Source organism: Mesonia aestuariivivens (assembly GCF_019311235.1).
GTDB lineage: Bacteria > Bacteroidota > Bacteroidia > Flavobacteriales > Flavobacteriaceae > Mesonia > Mesonia aestuariivivens.
The window spans coordinates 50204-71639 of the sequence record NZ_JAHWDF010000007.1 but is presented as its reverse complement, the minus strand read 5'-3'; the positions used below and the strand labels follow the sequence as shown (position 1 = coordinate 71639).

Sequence of the window (21436 nt, the reverse complement as noted above, 5' to 3'; positions counted from 1 at the left end):
CAAAACATATGAAAGTATTATTTTCTTGTATTTTTATTTTAATATCTATACATTTTTATGCACAAGAGAAACCAACACTATACCTTATTGGAGATTCTACCATGGCCGATAAAAAAAATCCGGAAGAAAACCCCGAGCATGGCTGGGGGCAAATGCTTCCAGAATTAATGACCAATAAAATAACTATTGAGAACCATGCCGTTAATGGTAGAAGTACTAAAAGTTTTTTAAATGAAGGTCGTTGGAAAACGATTTATGACCAACTTAAACCTGGTGACTTTGTCATAATTCAGTTTGGGCATAACGATCAAAAAATTAATTCTCCAGATCGTTATACTAATCCGTTTACGGCTTACCGCTATAACTTAGAAAAATTTGTAAACCAAACCAGAGAAAAAGGGGCAACTCCTATTTTGATGAGTTCTATTGTACGTAGAAATTTTAATAAATTTGGTACATTTGTAGATACACACGGGTCTTATCCATTAGTTGTGAGAATGCTGGGCAAAGAGTTGGACGTTCCGTTTATCGATATGCAATGGCTTACCGAGCAGTTAGAAGAAAAATATGGAGAAGAAGACTCAAGAAATTTACATTTGCATTTTGCTCCGGGAGAAGTAGCGTATTATGAAAAACGTAAAGATGATGATACACATTTATCTAAAATGGGAGCAACTCTAGTAGCTACCTTAGCCTTAAAAGAAATTGCAAAAAAAGATTTAGATTTGAAAAAATATATAAAAAATCAAACCTTAAAAAAACAAATTCTTTAATGTACACACCACCAATTTTTTTCAAAGACAATGAAAGTAAATGGGAATATGCAGCCGAAGGAATTACCCGTAAATTTATTGGCTATAATCCTGAATTAATGCTTGTAAAAGTGAAGTTTGAAAAAGGAGCTGTAGGAGCATTGCATGATCATTTTCATTCACAGGGTTCTTATGTCGCATCAGGTAAGTTTAAAATTATTATAAATGGCGATGAAAAAATTCTAGAGCAAGGTGACGGTTTTTTTGTATCTCCAAATACAGAACACGGAGCCGAATGTCTAGAAGCAGGGGTGCTCATCGATGTATTTAATCCGATTAGAGAAGATTTTTTAAATGAAGAAGATGATTATTAATCATCTTTTTTTTTATTCAATATATAATGAAGAAATTAGAAAGTAAAGTTGCTATTGTTACTGGTGGAAACGGAGTTTTAGGAGGAGCTATTGCTATAGGTCTAGCGGCTGAAGGTGCTAAGGTTGGTATTTTAGGAAGAACTCAATCAACCGTTGTTAAAAAAGTAGAAGAAATAGAAACTTTAGGAGGCAAAGCGTTTTCTATAATAGCCGATGTTCTTAATCGAGAAGAATTAGAAGTTTGTAAAGAAAATATACTAAAAGAATATGGACAGATTGATATTTTAGTAAATGCAGCTGGTGGTAATATAAAAGGAGCAGTAATTACTCCAGAACAAGAGCTTTTCGACTTAAATTTAGATGATTTTGATAAAGTAAATCACCTTAATTTTAAAGGAACCTTACTACCTACATTGGTATTTGCTAAAGAAATGGTTAATCAAAAAAAAGGAAGCATTATTAATATTTCTTCTATGGCTGCCCAACAAGCTTTAACCCGAGTATTAGGGTATTCTGCAGCAAAGGCAGCAGTAGATAACTTCACAAAGTGGTTAGCTGTTGAAATGAATCATAAATATGGAGACGGTATTCGTGTAAATGCAATTGCACCGGGTTTTTTTATAGGTAAACAAAACAAAAGTTTACTATTAAATAAAGATGGAAGTTTAACGCAACGTGGGCAAACCATCGTGAATCAAACTCCCATGAAGCGTTTTGGAAAACCAGAAGAATTACAAGGATTAGCTAATTGGTTAGCGAGTGATGAATCTTCTTTTGTTACGGGTGTAATTATTCCAGTAGATGGTGGTTTTGGTGCTTTTAGCGGAGTTTGATTTAAACTTCTTTAAACACATTACCAAAGAAAATAAAAGTGTCTTTAGCTTTTTGTATAGCTTCATTCTCTTCGCTTTTAGAAAATTCTTGATGTTTTAAATCTTTAGTAAATTGGCGCCAACCATCAACACTTTGTCTTTTTCCGTTAAAAAAATGATGATTTTCTATAGCAGCTAGTTCATCACATTCTTTAATATTTTTTGCAATCATCATTCCTCCTAAAGATGAACCTTCAACTACATACCACGCACCCCAAGCTTCTGCTGGAGAGTTGAGTTGGTATTGTTGGATAAATTTATTAGAATTTTCTATTTTTACTCCTAATTGAGCTAAATCTTTGGCTAAATTTTCAGATTTATCTGAAGTGTAGGTAGGTAATTGTTGCTGAATAGCTCGTTCTGTAACGTAATAAGCTATATAATTTTGAAGTAATAGTTTTTTATATTCTTCTAAAGTAATATTATGCTGCATAATTAATTCAGCTAAATTTTCACTTTCAATATCTTTATGTAACTGATGTGTGGCTTCTCTAAATTTATTCAGCATCGTCTTCTTCTTTAAAAGGTTTGATAAAATCTATATTTTTTCTAATTTCATTAATATTTAAATGTTGTTCATTATTCTCACTCTGAATTTTATCTAAATAATCATAAATTTGATTGACCGCAATTTTATTTTTTCTTACTTTTTCTCTAAGCTCTTCTTTTTGAATCATATTAAAAACCACTTTTTTAAATAATGGTTTTAGCTTTTCAGCTAAATTAATCATATGTTTTTTCAATATAAAACCTGAGGCTCCAGACAAAATTGTATTGGCAGCAATCTCATCATCATCTATGGTGCCGGTTATAAAAATAAACGGAATAGACTCATCGTAACGTTGTGCAAATTGCAAAATGTCAAGACCATTACACGTAGGTAAGTTATAATCAGATAGAATTACATCTGGCACAAAGTTTTGAAGTTCATTTTTAAAATCTTCTAAATTGTCTACTAGGTTAATCTCGTAATTTTGTACTATTTGCTGAATTTGCATTTCAATAAGTTCAGCATCTGTTTTATAGTCTTCTACTAATAAGATTCTTAGTTTTGTGGTGATCATAGTTTTTTTTAATGCAAAATTATTTTTCGCTTACCGAAACATAAAAGTAGAATGTGGCTCCTTTACCTAAAATTGATTCTGCCCAAATTTTTCCTTGGTGCTTTTCTACAGCTTTCTTTACTGTAGCTAATCCTATGCCAGATCCTTTAAATTCGCTTCCATTAACAAAGCGTGAAAATACGTCAAAAATTTTATTTTTAAAATCATCTTTAAAGCCTATGCCGTTGTCTTTTATATAATAGATTGTATTTTTATCATGAATATAAAATCCAATTTCAATTTTCGGGTTTTTTTCTTTTGAAGAATACTTCACTGCATTGCTTATTAAATTTGAAAATACTTGCAATAGCATTCGTTTATCACCTATAATATTGGGTAAGTTATCTGCGATATCAATTTGGATATTAGGGTATTCTAATTTAATGTTTTGTGAAGCTATAATATTTTCTATTTGATGTTTGGGATTGTAATTAGTGATGTTAAGTTTATTTTGACCTACTTTAGAATAGGTTAAAATATCTTCAATCAAAAGGTCCATTTCTTCCGCAGAAGAAAGAATTGTTTTTAAGGCATTCTGTCCAAATTCATCTAGCTTATCAAAGTATTTTTGAATAAGAATTCTAGTATAACCTTCAATTCCTCTAAGAGGTGCTTTTAAATCGTGAGAAACACTGTAGCTAAAAGTTTCTAATTCCTTATTTACATCTAGCAGACTTTCATTAAGTTCTTTTATTTGATCTTTTTGTTTTTTTACTAAAATATGAGTGATACTTTCTTTGAGGTTTGAAGCAGCTTCAACATCATAGTTTTTCCAAGGTTTTGCAATACCTGAAATTTTTTCTGTCCATTTTTCAAAAGATTTTCTTGGGTGTAAATATTCTACCCCATCTTTTATACTCCCATTTTTTTTAGGATTTCCTCCCCAAGTTATCGTAGTAGATTCTTCGGGTCTAAACCAAATAAGGTAATTTTCTTCATTACCGATTCTAATACTTAAAACACCAGATGCTTTTTCTGCAAATTTAGAAGCTTTAGCGTAATACTTTGTAAGTTGTTGGGTATAGAAAACATTTTCTTCAGTATTACTAAGCACCTTAGATATTATTTTTAGCACTTGTTTTTCTGTAGGTGTTTTTCCAACTAATGTAAGTTTTTCATTATTATATATAGCACCTCCGGTAGATTCTATAATATCAGTGAAGTTTGGCTTGTAAAGGCTTAAAGCTTGATCGAAATTAGAAATATAATCTAGCTGAAGTATTAATTCTTTTCTAATTTTTTCAGATAAATGTATCTTATCTAAAAAATTATTGCTTGTTCTTAATGCTAATTTATTTGAAAATACTTGTGCAAGAAATTTGCAAGATTGGCGTTGATGGTAATTAATAAATTTTGTACTGTAATGATGGCAAGCTATTAAACCCCAGAGTTTTCCATTTAAAATAATAGCAACAGTTAAAGACGCACCTACGTTCATATTTTTTAAATATTCAATATGAATAGGGGAAACACCTCTTAATTCACTTTTAGATAAATTTATTTTTTCATCTAAATTAGGTAGAAGGGCAGCGGGGTGGTGGTTTACATCGCAAATCATTCTAACCCCTTGTTTAAAAAAAATTTTTCTAGCTGGTTCAGGAATATCTGTGGCAGGATAATGTAAACCTAGCCAACTTTCTAATTCTTTTTCACGAGCTTCAGCGACAACTTCACCATTCCACTGTTCATCAAACCGATACATCATTACACGGTCGTAACCATATAAATTTTTAATGAGTAATGCGGCTTGATTGCACATTTCTTCAATAGGATCTGTATCTTTTATTTCTTTTAGGATTTTTGTTAATTCTTCTTGAAATAAAATAGGATCTATATTTTTCCCCAGAGGCTCAATGTCTATAATGAGTTGATTGGTTTCTGAAATATGAGGAATAAGTAAGTATTTTTCTCCGCTAAATTGAGCGTGATATGGGTAAAGTGTTTCTTTTTTATTAATCTTATCAAAAAGATCTTTTGCGATAGTATTAGAGACTGTTTTTTCTAACTCTTGATCTACAATTTCTTTGGTATTTTTGCCTAATATAGTTATACAATTCTCACTTGCTTGCAATACTTTTTGTGTATGAGTATTCACCACAATAATCACCCCGTGTTGCTGTGCTTTTTCAATCACATGAATAGGCTCTCTATCGCAGTTAGTCATAGTAACTGTATCGTTTTTTTGAGAGGAAAGCTTCATTAATTAGGCTTTAATTTTAAAGTAAAAAGTACTTCCAACTCCTTTTTGAGAGTCTACCCAAATACTACCTTCATGTAATTGTACAATTTTTTCTACGTGAGCCAGTCCAACCCCTGTTCCTTCATATTTATCTTCAGTAGGAACACGACTAAAAATAGTAAATATATTTTTTTGATCTTCTTCAGAAATTCCAATACCATTATCCATAACAGAGAATACCCAATAATCATCTTGGGGATATGCAGATATTCTAATTTCTGGTTTTCTGTTTTTATCTACATACTTTAAAGCATTGCTCATTAAGTTTTGTAAAAGCAACCTAAGCTCTACTTTGTAGGCTTTAATTTTTGGTAAAGAACCAATGCTTATTTTAGCTTGGGTATCTTTTATTCTTTTAGTAAGATCGTACCTTACCACTTCTGCTAACTCTTTAGTGTCTACTAATGTTTTCTTAGTATTTCTACCAATTCTAGAGTGTTCTAATAAATCTTTAATTTGGTTAGCTAATCTATCTGAAGCTTCATCTATATAAGAGATATAACTTTTTCCTTTATCGTCTAATTTATCTGCATAAAGTTTACCTAAAACATCACTACCAAATTTAATTGTGGCTAGCGGTTCTTGTAAATCGTGAGAGCATATAGAAACAAATTGTTCTAAATCTTTATTAGCTCTTTGTAAATCTGCTTTTTGCTCTTTAAGCTTTTCTTGTACGGTTTTAAGTTCAGATACATCTACGCAAGTAAGACGGTTGGTTACAATTTCTTTTTTCTCGTTATATTCTATATTAGAATAAAGAATAATGGGAACTTTTTCACCTTTTTTGGTGAGCATTTCCATTTCTATATGTTTTAATTCTCCTTCTTCTTTTAAAACTTTATTAAATTGAACTACTTTAAGTTTCGTTTTATCATCGTATAAATCGTAAATAGGTCTACCTATTATTTCTTCTTTTTCATCATAGCCTAATCTTAAAATCGCTTCTTCATTACATTGTAGAATTTCTGAAGTGTTAGGGTCTATACTAAAATGCATGACTGGATCTTCTTCGTAAAAAGATTTAAACCTTTTTTCGCTGGCTACTAATTTATCTTTAGCTCTTTGTAAAGATTCTATGTCTACAAAGGTAATTACTACTCCGTCGATATTGTTTTGAGAATCTATAAAAGGAGAAATTCTTCTTAAATAATTTCTACCTTCTTTAGAGACTATATTTCGTTCTAAAGTTTTACCAGTTTCCATAGATTTTTTACATCTAGAAACAAGACCACGACCTCTGTTTTTGCCAAAATTTGTTACAAAATTATCTATAGGTCTTCCGGTATCTGAGTTTATTAAACTAAAGTGTTTTTTAATAGCAGGGGTAAACTTTCTAATTCTTAGTTGACTATCTAAGAAAATTACACCAATATCGGTGCTTTCTAGAATATTATTCATGTCGGCATTTAATTCAGATAAATCATCCATTTTTTGAATGTTTTCTGCATTTACCGTATTAATTTCTTCGTTTACGCTTTGTAATTCTTCGTTAGTGCTTTGCAATTCTTCGTTAGAAGCTAATAATTCTTCGTTCGCATTTTGTAATTCTTCGTTACTGGTTTCAATTTCTTCCATCGAAGTATGTAATTCTTCTTTGGTTCTCTTCAGTTCATTTTCTAAATCGAGAATATATTCTTGTGTTCGAGAATCTAGAGTGATTTTTTCTGACTCTTCAATATCACGTAAATCAATGTTTTTTTCTAAGAAAGTGATTACATAATTAATTTCACCATCTAAATTATGCTGTATAAATGGTTTTACAATTAGGTCTAATGCTTTTTTTTCTTTTAAATGTGTATAAGTAGCATTTCTGTATATTATTTTTTGATTGTCTTTTTTTGCTTTTTTTACACAAGATTGCAAAATGTGCTGTAGATGCACATCGAGCATTTCATTTAATTTCGTGGTAAAACCTTTTACTGGCAGGTTTGCATATTTTCTAAATTCACCTACTGCTTCTAAAATATTTGTATCTTCATCTATAAATACACTTGCGCCACCAAATTGATCTAAGATAGCCTCATTAAGCTCAGAGGTGAATTTTTGAAGGGGATTAGAGCTTTTAGATTCGGTTCTTTTACTTCGCTTTTCAGCTACATTCATTTTAGAATTAGGCTTTAAATTGGTGCTGTTTAGTCTTTTTCTAGGTAATATATTTCGGTATATTTTCCATTTTCGACTTATTTCTTCAAAATTTTCTCGGTGTGAATTAACCGTTTCGCTAGTACCTAAAATTAAAAACCCTTTTTCTTTTAATGAATAATGTAAAACATTTAATGCTTTTTTCTGAATACTTTGTTGAAAATAAATGAGCAAGTTTCTACAGAAAACCATATCCATATTACTAAAAGGTGGGTTTTTAATAATATTATGCTGTGAAAAAATAACCATTCTGCGTATTTTCTCTATAACTTGATAGCCTTCTGGTTTTTTTATAAAATATCTATTTAAAAGTTGACTATCAATATCGGCTATCATACTTTCAGAATACATACCATTACCACCAATTTCTAAATGTTGTTTAGCTATATCAGTAGCGAAAATTTTAACTTCTATTTTTTTATTTTGTCGCTGTATTTCTTCATAAATATAAATGGCTAAAGAATAAGCTTCTTCACCAGTACTACAAGCAACATCCCATATTTTAAGAATTTCGCCATCTTCTTTAGTTTCTATTAATTCAGGGATAATATCTTCTTTTAAGATTTGCCACACACGTGGGTCTCTATAAAATTTGGTTACTCCTATTAAAAACTCTTTAAATAAAACAGAAACTTCATCAGGGTTAGTTTGTAAATAATGGTAGTATTCTTTGAGCGTTTTACATTTACAAACATTCACTCGTCGAGTTATTCTTCTTGCTAAGGTAGAAGTTTTATATTCTCTAAAATCTAAACCTGTATTTTCGTCTATATAGTTGAGTATTTTAGATAAAACTTTTTCATCATAACTTTCTAAATCTCCATGACTGCTAAATGATATATCAGCTTTTATATAACTATGTATTTCAACTCCCATTTCTTCTACAGGTAAAATATAATCTACCATACCAGAATTAATGGCGCTTTTAGGCATTCCGTCAAATTTGGCTTCTCGCGGGTCTTGTACCATTACCATCCCATCATTCTCTTTTATGGCTTTAATACCTCGTGTACCATCGCTACCAGTTCCGCTTAAAATTAAAGCAATAGCTTGATCTTTTTTATAATCTGCAAGAGAGTCTAAAAAAATGTCTATAGGAAGATTTAATTTTTGATTTTTAGGTTTTTCTGTTAAATGTAATATTCCATCCTCTATAGTAAGATTATTAATTGGAGGAATAAGATATATTTTACCAGGTTCAACTGTAGAATTATCGTGAATTTCTTCAATTGGTAATTTTGCAGTTTTAGACAAAAGTTCTGCCATCATACTTTTGTAATCTGGCGATAGATGTTGAATAACAATATAAGAGTTAATATCGTTATCAGGTAAGTTACTAAAAAAAGATTTTAAAGCTTCTAAGCCTCCTGCGCTAGCTCCAACTGCAATTAATCGGGATTGGTAAGATTTATTTTTTTGGTTATCTATAACTTGATTTTTTTTTGTTTTTGTCATCTTTGCACTGAATCGCTAGATTAATGGTCGATTTTGAAAATGATTGTTGTAAAAATAATAAAATTATTATTTAGATTTATAACCTAAATAATTATATTAATAACTCATTTAGATTTTTAAGATTTTCTTAATAAAAAATGAGTGTTATCCCATTAAAGTAATGAAAAAGAGAATATTTTTATCAGTGATATGTTTATTATTAATCATAAGCTGTGCCAAAAAGCAAAACGAAAGTAAAATGCAAGAAAGTAATCATCAAGAAAATATATTCTTAAGAAAGTGGTCTGGTAATTATGGAGGAGTGCCTGCGTTTGATAAAATGGAGCTTTCAGATTTAAAACCTGCCATTGAAAAAGCAATGCAGTTGCATTTGCAAGAAATTAAAAAGATTGCTAATCAAAATAGTGAACCTAATTTTCAAAATACAATTGTGGCTATGGAAAAGGCCGGGAAAGATTTAGACCGGGTTTTTACATATTACGGTATTTATAGCAGTAATATTTCTAGTGAAGAGTTTAGAATAATTCAGCAAGAATTAGCTCCTGAAATTTCTAAATATCGTTCAAAAATTTCTCAGAATAAACAACTTTTTCAACGTATTAAGAATGTTTACGATCAATCTCAAAATCAAGAACTGCCAGCTCAACAACAAAGAGTTATAGAACTTATTTATAAGAATTTTGAAATGGAGGGTGCAAACCTAAATGAAGAAGATAAAAAGCGTTATGCTCAAATAGAAGAAGAACTTTCAGAACTATATACTCAATTCTCTAATCATGTCTTAGCAGATGAAGAAAGTTATATAACTTATTTTTCAAAAGAACAAGCTAATGGTTTGCCAGATTCATATTTAAAATCTGCTCAAGCTGTGGCAAAAGATAACGGAAAAGGTAAGATGTTTGCAGTTACCAATACACGCTCATCCATAGATCCTTTTTTAACTTATGCAGAAGATCGTCTATTAAGAAAAGAGGTCTGGGAAAAATATTATGCGCGCGGTAATAATGGTGATGATTATGATAATAATAAAATTATTAAAAGAATTCTTGAATTGAGGAATGAGCGTGTTCATTTAATGGGATATGATAATTATGCACAATGGCGTTTGCAAGATAGAATGGCTAAAAATCCTGAGAATGCGATAGATTTAATGATGAAAGTTTGGCCCGCCGCATTAAGTAGAGTAGAACAGGAGGTAGAACAGATGCAAGCCTTAGCAAAAACAGAAGGAAAAAACATTTCTATAGAGCCTTGGGACTACCGTTTTTATATGGAAAAAGTTAGGAAACAAAAATATGATTTAGATAGCGAAGAAGTAAAACAATATTTAGAGTTGAATAACCTTAAAAAAGCTATTTTTTATGTAGCTGGAGAGTTATTTGATTATGAATTTAGTCCTGTAAAAAAAGGAGAAGTTCCGGTGTTTCATAAAGATGTAGAAGTCTGGGAAGTTAAAGATAAAAAGACAGAAGAAATCGTTGGCTTATGGTATTTAGATCCTTATGCCAGAAAAGGTAAACGCTCTGGAGCTTGGGCTACTACTTACCGTAGTCGTACAGTATTAGAAGATAATCTACCCGTATTAGCATCTAATAATTCAAACTTTGTAGAACCTGCAAAAGGAGAACCTATTTTAGTTTCTTGGGATGATGCTGAAACATTTTTTCATGAATTTGGTCATGCTTTACATTTTCTTTCTGCCGATGTGAAGTATCCAACATTGAATGGCGGTGTTCGTGATTATACAGAATTTCAGTCTCAATTATTAGAGCGTTGGTTATCAACAGACGCTGTGATTAATAAGTTTCTAAAACATTATAAAACTGGAGCTTCAATGCCAAAAGATTTAATTGCGAAAATTAAAAAAGCAGCTACTTTTAATCAAGGTTTTGCAACTACAGAGTATTTGGCTTCAGCTTTAATGGATATGAAATACCACACCACAGACCCAAGTAAAATTAATGATATACAAGAATTTGAAAAAGAACAATTAGAGCAATTAGGAATGCCAGAAGAAATACCAATGCGTCATCGTTCTACACAATTTAGCCACGTGTTTTCCGGTGAAGGTTATGCAACTGGATATTACGGATATCTTTGGGCAGACGTATTAACCTCTGATGCAGCAGAAGCTTTTGCAGAAGCACCCGGTGGGTTTTACGATAAAGAAATGGCTCATAAATTAAAGAGCTATTTATTTTCTCCTAGAAATGCTGTAGATCCAGCTGAAGCATATAAAATGTTTAGAGGGAGAGACGCAAATATCGATGCGTTGATGCGTGACAGAGGATTTTTCAATAAACAAGAAAAAAATAAGAACTAATTTAATAATGTTTTGTTATTTATAATAAATAACAGAACATTTTAATAAAAAAACCTCGACTAAGCTTTATTTTATTGCTTTGTTGAGGTTTTTTTATGTTGTATACTTATCATTTTTAGCGTTAACGTGCTAAAAATTAAATTTTATAAAAGTTCTAGTGCAGGAGTGAAATTAAAATTTACTCGGTGATATATTTATTAACCAAGTCAATATATTTTTGCTTTGCTTGATCTTTAGTGAGTCCTTTAATTTGAAAAAGTGCATTCATTTTAAACGCACCAACGAGTCTACTATTTAAACTTTCTTCTTGATGAATAGCATTATCTTCTGTTGCTCTTTTATAATAAGCATAAAAGTGTAATCTAATGTCTGGAGGAAAGCGTAGCTCAGTTTTAGCAGCTCTAAGGTAAGCCTGCTCAAATTCTTCGTTTAAGTCTTTCTTTGTTTTTTTCATTAAACTTTTGCAATAACGGTTAGACCTCCTTTTACTTTTTGGTTAAGTTGAATGTCTAATTTTGTATCAATTGGTAAAAAAACATCTACACGAGATCCAAATTTTATAAATCCGCTATCGTTACCTTGCACAACGTTATCTCCTTCTTTAGCATAGTTTACAATTCTTTTTGCCATAGCTCCAGCAATTTGTCTGTAAAGAACTTCACCTATAATGTCATTTTTAACGACAACTGTTGTGCGTTCATTTTCTTCACTAGATTTAGGATGCCATGCGACTAAAAATTTACCAGGGTGATATTTACTAAATACTACTCTCCCATTAATAGGATGTCGCGTTACGTGTACATTTATTGGAGACATAAATACAGAAACTTGTAAACGTTTTTCTTTAAAGTATTCTTTTTCAAAAACTTCTTCAATAACCACTACTTTACCATCTACAGGAGCCACTACATTATGGTCGCTTACTAGTGTTTGACGTTTTGGATTTCTAAAAAACTGAAGAATGAGTAAAAATATTACAATAGTAACTCCTAAAATAAATTGATTTACCCATGTAAGTTCAATAAATGTATATGAAATAATATTTATTAAAATGCATATAGCAATAGTAACCCCTAAAATTTTATAACCTTCTTTATGAAACATAACTTTATATAATTAATAAGTAAGCATATACAAATGTACCTGCAAAAAGAATACTATCTAATCTGTCTAAAAGCCCACCGTGGCCTGGCATAATGGTTCCGCTATCTTTTACGTTAGCTTGTCTTTTAAGCTTAGATTGTATTAAATCTCCACAGGTGCCAAATATACTCACTAATATAGAAATTATTAGCCAAGTTTGATAATCTAAAGTTTTTGTAAAATAAGCCACTGCAGCACTGCCTATTGCTGCAAAAAATAAACCTCCTAGAAAACCTTCTACAGTTTTATTAGGTGATATTCTTTCATATAACTTTCTTTTACCAAAGTTTTTACCTACTAAATAAGCAAAAGAATCATTAAACCATACTAAAAAGAATACACCAATTAAAATGTATGGTGAGTATTCACCGTTTTCGTAAGGAATAAGTGTTAGAAATATAATAGATGAAATAAGGTAGAAAAGAGTTAGAATATATTTCTTACCCTCAAATAACGGAATTTCATTAATAATAAGTAAGTCTTTTAATAATAGTATTTTAACGAAAATGGTGATAATTAAAAGTATAAGAACAGAATAGTCGTGAATTTTCAATATACCGTATAAAAATAAAGCACCCAATAAAACGATATAGTTTAAATAACTATTTAGTTTTAGTAGGTTTTGTAACTCATAAAGACAAATAATTCCGAAAGCAAAGAATAGAGCGATGAAGCTATATTCTGAAAATAAAATAGCCGAAATTAATAGGATTACATAGAAAGCACCAGATAAGGTTCTTTTTAAAAGTTCGTTCATAAAATTATAAGTCTTCTAGTAGGAGTAAATATACATTTTTAGAAGTACTCCCATAACTCATAAAGTCACTTTCTTTTTTATCTTCAAAAGTTTTAATGGTAGTTATGTTAGACGGAATTCTATTTTTACTCTTAGATTTTATACCTCTTAAGCCTTCTCCAATCGTATTTACTAACTGGCTTGTAGCAGCTACAATAATAAAGTTGTGAGGTATTTCTGCAAGCTTTTTTTCTTTTATTTGATTAGAGCTAATAAGTAAAGCTCCTGTATTACCAATTAAGTATTCGCATGTAGAAAGAAAAAAACTAGCTTCACCGCTAGTGGTGTAATTTAGATTGAAATTTTTAAAGTTCTGCTTTAAATGATCATCAAAACAACAACAGTCTGTGTTATTCCAATCGTTTTCATTTAAAATTTCTTTAAATATTTCTTGTACTTCTTTTTGATCTTGGCAGTATAGAAACTTTCCACCATTATTTTTAAAATGATATACAAAGTTTTCATCTGTCGGAAGTTCTGGTTCCGGCATATATTTACTTCGTGGCTCATCTTTTTGATCCTCTTCTTTGTCTGATTTAGATTTGGATAAAAAAAGCTTTCTAAATAGACTCATATATTATTAGGGGGTAATTAACTACTTAATTATTTATACTACACCAAATATAAAAAATCTTGATTGTACCTAAGGCAAAATCAAGATTTTTTAATGATTAATTAGAGGTTTGAGTCTAAATTTTGAGAGTTATCTGGGAAACTTTCGTTATTTGAGTCGGTATTTTTAGAATTTTCTAATTCTTGTGTACTTTGATCTGTTAATTTTTTTTCTGGAGCATTTCGATTAGCATAAGGGCGATCTCCAAAAATACGTTGTAAATCATCTTTAAAAATAACTTCCTTATCTAAAAGAATTTCTGCTAATTCTGTTAGCTTATCTTTATGCTTCGTAAGCAATTCTATAGCTCTTTGGTATTGAGCTTCAATAATGCTAGAGATTTCTTTATCTATTAGTTCTGCAGTAGATTCACTGTATGGTTTTGCAAAACTATATTCGTTTTGTCCGCTAGAATCATAATAGGTTATATTACCAATCTTCTCGTTAAGACCGTAAATGGTTACCATAGCTTTTGCTTGCTTGGTTACTTTTTCTAAATCACTTAAGGCTCCGGTAGAAATTTTATTAAAAATAATTTTTTCTGCTGCACGACCACCCATGGTTGCACACATTTCATCTAACATTTGTTCAGTGCGAACAATTAAGCGTTCTTCTGGTAAATACCAAGCCGCTCCTAAAGATTGCCCACGCGGTACGATGGTAACTTTTACTAATGGTGCTGCGTGTTCTAACATCCAGCTAACTGTAGCATGCCCAGCTTCGTGAAAAGCAATTGCTTTTTTCTCGTCTGGAGTAATAATTTTATTTTTCTTTTCAAGACCGCCTACAATTCTATCTACCGCATCTAAGAAATCTTGTTTTCCAACAGCTTTATTTCCTTTACGTGCAGCAATTAATGCAGCTTCGTTACATACATTAGCTATATCTGCTCCAGAGAAACCAGGAGTTTGTTTAGCTAGAAATTCAGTATCTAATTCTTCAGCAACTTTTTTAAGTGGACGTAAGTGTACTTCAAAAATTTCTTGACGTTCTCTAACATCAGGTAAATCTACGTAAATCTGACGGTCAAAACGTCCTGCACGCATTAGCGCTTTATCTAACACATCTGCACGGTTGGTAGCAGCTAATACAATTACGTTTGTATTTGTACCAAAACCATCCATTTCTGTTAGCAGTTGGTTTAATGTGTTTTCTCTTTCATCATTAGAACCAGACATATTGTTTTTGCCCCTTGCTCTACCAATAGCATCGATTTCATCAATAAAAATAATGGCAGGAGATTTTTCTTTAGCTTGTTTAAATAAGTCTCTTACACGAGAAGCACCAACACCTACAAACATCTCCACAAAATCTGAACCAGATAAAGAGAAAAAAGGCACTTTAGCTTCACCAGCAACAGCTTTCGCTAACAAGGTTTTACCTGTACCTGGAGGGCCTACTAGTAAGGCACCTTTTGGTATTTTACCACCTAGAGAAGTATATTTTTCTGGATGTTTTAAAAAGTCGACAATTTCCTGTACTTCTTCTTTAGCGCCTTCTAATCCTGCAACATCTTTAAATGATGTTTTTACATCGGTATTTTGATCGAATAGCTTTGCTTTAGATTTACCTATATTAAAAATCTGACCACCTGCGCCACCACCGGCACCGCCGCTCATTCTTTTCATAATGAAAATCCAGATTCCTAATAAAAGAATAAATGGAAGTAAAGTGAGTAAGATATCACTCCACATATTGGTGTGCGTTTCAAACTCTAAATTAGCGGCAAGATTATTCTCTTTTTTTATTTCTTTAAAATTGTTTTGAAAATTTTGAAGATCTCCAATTTCAAAACTATAATCAGGTTGGTCTCCTGAAGGAAGAAATTCTTTTTCTTGAGTTTTCTTATGTTCTTCTTTAGCTTCCGCAGCTTCAGTTAAATAAACATTGGCCGTTCTATCATTAATTACAATAACTTTTTTAACATCACCTTGTTTTAAGTATTGTTCAAATTCAGAAATGTTACTTTTAGAAGGTTCGTTGAAACCCATACCTCCAAAAAAGTTAAGTCCTAAAAATATAAGAACTATTCCAATATAAATCCAATATGAGTTAAACTTAGGTTTATTGCTACCCGGTTTTTTTTTGTTTTGCTCTTTAGCCATCTGTATACTTTCTAATAGAAATTTTAGTAATTGGTTTCAATAGTAGTGGTTTTTGCGTCTCCCCACAAACTTTCAATGTCATAATATTCCCTAATGTGCTTTTGGAAGACGTGAACTACTATATTTACGTAGTCTATAAGTACCCATTCAGAATTTTCGGTACCTTCAACGTGCCAAGGTTTATCTTTAATACCTTTGCTCACGATTTTTTGAACAGAATTTACAATAGCGTTTACTTGTGTGTTAGAGGTGCCATTACAAATTACAAAATAGTCACAAACCGTATTCTCTATTTCTCTCAAGTCTAAGATTTGAATGTCTTGTCCTTTAACCTCTTCAATCCCCTTCAGTATATATGTTATAAGCTGGTCTGCGTTATTTTCTTTTTTTATCATTAAATTTTAATTATTTTCCGCAAAGTTATTATTTTTTACGTTTTTTACGCTGTTAGTTAAACAATATTTTAAGCGGTCTTATTTTAAATTTATATGCGAAGTATCAAAGTCCTTGCCACCGATTCAACCAACTTGTTTTTAAGAGAACTTTTTAGAGAACAAACTTTAATAGAAAACTGCTATGTCGTTACCGAAGAGCAAACAAACGGGAAAGGACAAATGGGGGCAAAATGGGAAACCAAAAGAGGAGAAAATCTAACGTTTAGTGTGCTTTTAAATCATTTAAATTTACAGATTGATGAGCAGTTTAAGCTCAGTGCAATTGTAGCATGTAGTATTGTCGAGGTGCTTAAAAAACACCAAATACCTAAATTAAAAATTAAATGGCCAAACGACATTTTGGCAGATAGTTTTAAAGTTTGTGGAGTTTTAATTGAAAATATTCTAATAAATGGCAAGATTGGTAGTACTATTATTGGAGTGGGACTTAATGTTAACCAAACAGATTTTGGAAGTTTATGGCAAGCCTCTTCTTTAAAAAAACTTACAGGAATTCATTTTGATCTTAATCACTTGCTTGAACAGTTAGTTGAAACCATAGAAAAGAATATTTATCTAAAAAAAGAATGGAGTTTAGAGGTTATATTAAATGAATATTACGAGTACTTATTTAGAATAGAAAAACCCTCTACATTCGAGTTTCCTAATGGAGAAAGAAAAATAGGTATTATACAAAAAGTCTCCAAACAAGGACGATTAGTGGTCTTGTTTGAAGACAATGTTTTAAAAGAATTTGATATTAAAGAGGTGAAACTTTTATATTAAAGTTTTCCTAGGTTTTCGCTTAACGTATTAATGAATTTTTTTAGCGGAGATTTCACCATCATTGCCATCATTGCATTTAATTCTCCATCAAAAACTAACTGTACTTTACTGTTATTGGCGTCTACTTCTTGAATGTCTGCTTTTAACGTAAAAGGAAATTTGTCACTCATAGAACCTAAAACTACGGTTTGATAAGGTAATTTCTCTTGTATTTTTAGACCAATTACAGGCATACCTTTCAGTTGAAAAAGAAAACTTTCTTCACTTTTAATTTCAAATTTTTCAATGCTTTCAGGCATTATTTTTTCGTAATTGTTTACATCTGCTAAAAATTCAAAACTTTCTTGCTGACTTTTATTTACGATAGTTGTATCGCTTTCTAAATGCATAATTTTCTATTTAGGTGACCAATTAGCAGGATCTTGTCTCCAGCTTCTTAAAGTAGTTGCTTCTTCTTTGTTTAGATAATTAGTTTCAAGCGCCTGATCTATTAAATGCTCATAATTACTCAAAACGTTTAATTGAATATGTTCTGTCTTAAAATTTTCTTCGGCGACATTAAAACCATAAGAGAAAATAGCTATCATTCCTTTTACATTTACATGGGCTTCTTTTAAAGCTTTTACCGCATTTAAACTACTTTTTCCTGTACTAATTAAATCTTCAATTACCACTACATTTTGACCGCTTTCTAGGTGACCTTCAATTTGATTTTGTCGTCCATGCTTCTTGGCTTCTGGTCTTACATAAACAAATGGTAAGCCTAGAAATTCTGCAACAAGCATACCTATGCCAATAGCGCCAGTTGCAACACCGGCAATTACATCAGGTTTGCCATAAATTTCTTCTACTTGCTTGGCAATGTTTTCTCTAATGTAATTTCTAATAGGAGGGTAAGAGAGTACAATTCTGTTATCACAGTAAATTGGAGACTTCCATCCGCTTGCCCAAGTAAAAGGTTCTTGCGGGTTTAATTTAATTGCTTTAATTTGCAATAAAAGTTCGGCTGTTTTTTTGGCTGTTTCTTTTTCTAAAATCATACTTACAAATGTATAAAGTTTTTGTGAATGATGTGCCAATAATTCTTTCTACAAAAAAAGATATTGGAGCTCAATATACATCTATCCCCATTAAAAAGGTGAAGATAAAAAAGTTAATTAAAAAAGTAGCTAAAGGTGAATTACTTTATGTGAATTTATACCACAAGAAGGAAGAGAAGCTTTTAAAGCACTTAAAAAAGAAGCTAAAAACTATTGTTGCTGGCGGCGGCTTAGTTTACAATGCGAAAGGTGAAATTTTATTTATTTACCGTAACGATCGGTGGGATCTGCCTAAAGGAAAAGCAGAGAAAAACGAAACCATAGAAGAAACCTCTATTCGTGAGGTGGAAGAAGAAACGATGGTAGAAAATTTAAAAATCAATCAGTTTCTAAAAACCACTTATCATATTTTAAAAAGAAAAGGAAAATATAAGTTGAAGGAGACTTTTTGGTTTGAAATGACTACAGATTTTGACGGAGAGTTAATTCCGCAAGAAAAAGAAGGTATTACCCAAGTAGAGTGGAAAAATTTTGAAAAAAGTCAAGAAGCTTTAAAGCAGTCTTATGAAAATATAAAACTTTTGTTTCCTAAAGAATATTTAATTCAACATCCTGAAAATAGGGTATCTTAAATGTGATTTTTCATAATGCTTAGAATGTTTATGAATCCAATCTAATTGCGTGTACCAGTTTTTTCTAAATTGACGATCTTTTTGTTTTAAAGCATCAAATTCTTGCTTTAAAATTGAATCATTTTCTAAAATTTGAAGTGCTTTTTCTTCAAAAACGTAAGGAGAGAAATGTTCTTTTTGCTGAAGTACGGTATCAAAGAAATTCCAGTTAAAAAAAGAATCGTTAGCAATAGGCTCTAAGGTTTCTAATAAATACCGAATGCCATCTTGTTGAGTAGTAATTATATAATCGTCTTTTCTTAATTTAATTTTTTCTTGGTAAGCTTTTACTTTGGTATTAAAATGAGGATAATGACCTTCATAAGCTTCTTGGCGTGTTTTATAATCTTCAATATGATAAGCTTCTACTGTCATAAGGCTGTCTTTTTCGAGTTGCTTCATTTCAATATGATTTAGCTTTAATAAATTCACAACATTCCACCAACCTTGCGGAATAATATAGGCTTTCGGGATAGTTACCGTATCTTTAGGTTTAAAATAATTATAATAATTTACTTCTTTAGTATAAGGTTTTTTTCGATTATATCTTAAACGATCTAAGCCGGTTACTTTGCTTTTTATAATTGTATCTTCATATCCTTTAAATTGAAGTTTAGAAGTTTTAGAACTATCTACTTCATAATTAAGGTAATATTCTTCGGCTTTAACAAAATAAGAGTTGTTTTTAATTCTAGCTTCTTTAATTTTGATCGAATTTTTATCGATGATATTTAAAGTGGTGCGCATAAACTCATAAGTGCCTTTTACTCTTTGCGAATAAGGTTTTAACATATGTGTTTCTAGCATCATTCCTAATGTATTAAACATAGTTGTATACCCTGTAGAATATCTTGGAGAATCATTAAATTGAGCAAAGCCCACTTCTGGACTCTCATTAAAAACATTTACATAAGGAGTAATTGGCCAATCTTTTTTAGCTAAACTATCTGCTAATGCTGGCATAAATTCTTGATGAAGGTAGTTGCCAAGTTCTCCTCCTAATTTATTATGCTGAGTTAATAAATGAGTAAGCGTGTATTGATAATCAGCTCCGTTACTTACATGGTTATCAATAAAAACATCGGGTTTTAACTCATGAAAAATCTGGTAAAAGACCTTGGTGTTTTTCGTGTCTGCTTTTATAAAATCACGATTTAGGTCATAATTTCTGGCATTGCCTCTAAAACCGTAAGATTTAGGTCCGTTTTGGTTAGTTCTAGTTGAAGTATTTCTATTAAGAGCACCGCCAATATTGTAAATAGGAATTGTGGCAACGATTGTGTTTTTTGGTATTTGAATAGAGTCTTTTGCCAAATCTCTTAGCAAAAGCATGGTTGCATCTATGCCGTCACTTTCTCCAGGATGTATGCCATTATTAATGAGTAAAACTTGTTTTTCTTTTGATAAATTTTTTAAATCAAAAATTCCATCAGGATCAAAAACGGCAAGATGAAGAGGTTTCCCACTATCTGTTTTTCCATATTCAATAAAAGAAATAGTAGAAAAATTGTTATCTAAGTCTTGGTAAAACTTAATAACATCAGCGTAGGTGGCTGTTTCTTTTCCTTTAGATTTTTCGAAGATTGTAGGGAAATCATTCTTTTTGACAAGTTTGTACTTCGATAAATCACAACTAAAAAAAGTTAATATTAAAATACAAAAGAGTAAATACCTCATACAGGCTACAAGTTTTTTTTGAATTTCAAAAATACAAAGATTGTATAGTTTAATTGAAAATTAATTAAATGCTAAATTAAGCAAAAATTAGTAAGTGCATCTTATAGGTAACGGAACAGTCTTAAATAAAATTTATTCATAGAAATAGATAATTCAAAAAACCTCTTTACTTTCTGAATTAGTAATACTATAAAAAGATCAAAATATATTTGTTCTTAAAACATATTGAGTTTTCATTTAATTCATTGTCCAAATTTCTTTAAACCTATTTGAAAAAGATTTTTTTCTATTAGTAATATCAATACCGTCAATGTATTTTTTTAACGATTTAATTCTATTACTTCCAGATGGATGTGTAAAACTTCCATATCCCAAAAACTCATCTAAAGAATCTAAGTTTTTGTTTAATTGCCCATACACTTCAGTTAGTTTTTTTGAGATTAAATGAAAAGCAATTAAATCAGCTAAATATTCTGCTTTTTTGTAATCATTGGTTTGAGATCCTGAAGGTATTCCTCCTTTTAACTGCAATTCTTTAGCTTGTGGAATTGTTGCAATATGTGCGAGCTCATGAGCAAGAGCAAAGACCTGCATTGTTTTGTCTTCTAGTTCTACAAGACCTCTACTTACTTCAAGATAGCCGAAAGCTGCACCTGCATTTATACCAAGATCTTTTTCATCAATATGAATTTCATTTGGAAGATTTAAATTGTCATACTCATCAAATAGAGGAATTACTTTAGCGGTATATAACTGGTTTAGATATTCTTCTTTAGTTAGTGTTTCTTTGTTTTCTTCTGAAGTATTACTATTGCATGCATTAGCGATAATAATAAATAAAATTAAAAGTGTATTCTTCATTAATGAACAGTGATTTTTTAAGTTGAGTCTTTTGCTGAGTTGAAATTTTT

20 protein-coding genes are annotated in these 21436 nt (G+C 30.8%); 6 read left to right on the top strand and 14 right to left on the bottom strand.

Translation table 11 applies throughout. The annotated features are described in order from the left end of the window. The first annotated feature begins 8 nt into the window (after positions 1-8). From KW502_RS08095 to KW502_RS08085, 3 genes are read left to right on the top strand one after another with little or no spacing between them, the layout of a single operon-like run. Entirely contained in the window at positions 9-773 is a 765-nt protein-coding gene (locus tag KW502_RS08095) for a rhamnogalacturonan acetylesterase (protein WP_219040046.1), read from the top strand. Next, the gene (locus KW502_RS08090) at positions 773-1126 is read left to right on the top strand and encodes a cupin domain-containing protein (RefSeq protein WP_219040045.1); all 354 of its coding nucleotides are present in this window, start codon (positions 773-775) and stop codon (positions 1124-1126) included. The genes KW502_RS08095 and KW502_RS08090 overlap by 1 nt, the downstream gene beginning before the upstream one ends. A gap of 26 nt (positions 1127-1152) precedes the next feature. Then, entirely contained in the window at positions 1153-1959 is an 807-nt protein-coding gene (locus KW502_RS08085; RefSeq protein ID WP_219040044.1) for an SDR family oxidoreductase, read from the top strand. A 1-nt stretch (position 1960) separates the two neighbouring features. On the opposite strand, the gene KW502_RS08080 is transcribed toward KW502_RS08085, so the two are convergent. From KW502_RS08080 to KW502_RS08065, 4 genes are read right to left on the bottom strand one after another with little or no spacing between them, the layout of a single operon-like run. Continuing rightward, a complete protein-coding gene (locus KW502_RS08080; RefSeq protein ID WP_219040043.1) occupies positions 1961-2506 on the bottom strand; it encodes a biliverdin-producing heme oxygenase in 546 nt (181 codons plus the stop codon). Further along, complete coding sequence (locus KW502_RS08075; RefSeq protein WP_219040042.1) at positions 2496-3062, bottom strand: response regulator; 567 nt, start codon at positions 3060-3062, stop codon at positions 2496-2498. The genes KW502_RS08080 and KW502_RS08075 overlap by 11 nt, the downstream gene beginning before the upstream one ends. Positions 3063-3081: 19 nt before the next feature. Further along, positions 3082-5301, bottom strand: a complete 2220-nt coding sequence (locus tag KW502_RS08070; protein ID WP_219040041.1) for an ATP-binding protein — start codon at positions 5299-5301, stop codon at positions 3082-3084. A 3-nt stretch (positions 5302-5304) separates the two neighbouring features. Continuing rightward, positions 5305-8937, bottom strand: a complete 3633-nt coding sequence (locus KW502_RS08065) for a CheR family methyltransferase (protein ID WP_219040040.1) — start codon at positions 8935-8937, stop codon at positions 5305-5307. 238 nt (positions 8938-9175) lie between these two features. Here KW502_RS08065 and KW502_RS08060 point away from each other — a divergent pair, with 238 nt between their 5' ends. Next, complete coding sequence (locus KW502_RS08060; protein WP_439651397.1) at positions 9176-11260, top strand: M3 family metallopeptidase; 2085 nt, start codon at positions 9176-9178, stop codon at positions 11258-11260. 178 nt (positions 11261-11438) lie between these two features. Here KW502_RS08060 and KW502_RS08055 read toward each other — a convergent pair whose 3' ends face one another. The 6 genes from KW502_RS08055 to rsfS form a co-directional block, all read right to left on the bottom strand. Then, the gene (locus tag KW502_RS08055) at positions 11439-11714 is read right to left on the bottom strand and encodes an acyl-CoA-binding protein (RefSeq protein WP_219040038.1); all 276 of its coding nucleotides are present in this window, start codon (positions 11712-11714) and stop codon (positions 11439-11441) included. Then, positions 11714-12364, bottom strand: coding sequence for a phosphatidylserine decarboxylase family protein (locus tag KW502_RS08050; RefSeq protein WP_219040037.1), 651 nt, complete (start codon positions 12362-12364; stop codon positions 11714-11716). The genes KW502_RS08055 and KW502_RS08050 overlap by 1 nt, the downstream gene beginning before the upstream one ends. Before the next feature lie 4 nt (positions 12365-12368). Continuing rightward, complete coding sequence (locus tag KW502_RS08045; RefSeq protein WP_219040036.1) at positions 12369-13160, bottom strand: phosphatidate cytidylyltransferase; 792 nt, start codon at positions 13158-13160, stop codon at positions 12369-12371. Between the two features lie 4 nt (positions 13161-13164). Further along, entirely contained in the window at positions 13165-13773 is a 609-nt protein-coding gene (locus KW502_RS08040; protein WP_219040035.1) for an LUD domain-containing protein, read from the bottom strand. Positions 13774-13874: 101 nt separating this feature from the next. Continuing rightward, positions 13875-15917, bottom strand: coding sequence for an ATP-dependent zinc metalloprotease FtsH (ftsH, locus tag KW502_RS08035; RefSeq protein WP_219040034.1), 2043 nt, complete (start codon positions 15915-15917; stop codon positions 13875-13877). Between the two features lie 23 nt (positions 15918-15940). Further along, positions 15941-16312, bottom strand: a complete 372-nt coding sequence (gene rsfS / locus KW502_RS08030) for a ribosome silencing factor (RefSeq protein ID WP_219040033.1) — start codon at positions 16310-16312, stop codon at positions 15941-15943. A 93-nt stretch (positions 16313-16405) separates the two neighbouring features. Here rsfS and KW502_RS08025 point away from each other — a divergent pair, with 93 nt between their 5' ends. Further along, positions 16406-17137: a biotin--[acetyl-CoA-carboxylase] ligase gene (locus KW502_RS08025; RefSeq protein WP_219040032.1), complete on the top strand. Its 732-nt coding sequence runs from the start codon at positions 16406-16408 to the stop codon at positions 17135-17137. Here the strand turns inward: KW502_RS08025 and KW502_RS08020 are convergent. Both KW502_RS08020 and pyrE read right to left on the bottom strand, forming a co-directional pair. Next, the gene (locus KW502_RS08020; RefSeq protein WP_219040031.1) at positions 17134-17526 is read right to left on the bottom strand and encodes an SRPBCC family protein; all 393 of its coding nucleotides are present in this window, start codon (positions 17524-17526) and stop codon (positions 17134-17136) included. The genes KW502_RS08025 and KW502_RS08020 overlap by 4 nt on opposite strands. 6 nt (positions 17527-17532) lie before the next feature. Then, positions 17533-18177 carry an orotate phosphoribosyltransferase gene (pyrE, locus tag KW502_RS08015; protein WP_219040030.1) on the bottom strand — a complete coding sequence of 215 codons (645 nt, stop codon included), beginning with the start codon at positions 18175-18177 and terminating at the stop codon, positions 17533-17535. Between the two features lie 8 nt (positions 18178-18185). Here pyrE and KW502_RS08010 point away from each other — a divergent pair, with 8 nt between their 5' ends. Beyond that, positions 18186-18809, top strand: coding sequence for an NUDIX hydrolase (locus tag KW502_RS08010; RefSeq protein ID WP_219040029.1), 624 nt, complete (start codon positions 18186-18188; stop codon positions 18807-18809). On the opposite strand, the gene KW502_RS08005 is transcribed toward KW502_RS08010, so the two are convergent. Together KW502_RS08005 and KW502_RS08000 are read right to left on the bottom strand one after the other, a co-directional pair. Then, a complete protein-coding gene (locus KW502_RS08005; protein WP_219040028.1) occupies positions 18777-20525 on the bottom strand; it encodes a M14 family metallopeptidase in 1749 nt (582 codons plus the stop codon). The two genes, KW502_RS08010 and KW502_RS08005, sit on opposite strands and share 33 nt — an antisense overlap. 237 nt (positions 20526-20762) lie before the next feature. After that, entirely contained in the window at positions 20763-21386 is a 624-nt protein-coding gene (locus KW502_RS08000; protein ID WP_219040027.1) for a M48 family metalloprotease, read from the bottom strand. Positions 21387-21436: the final 50 nt, after the last annotated feature.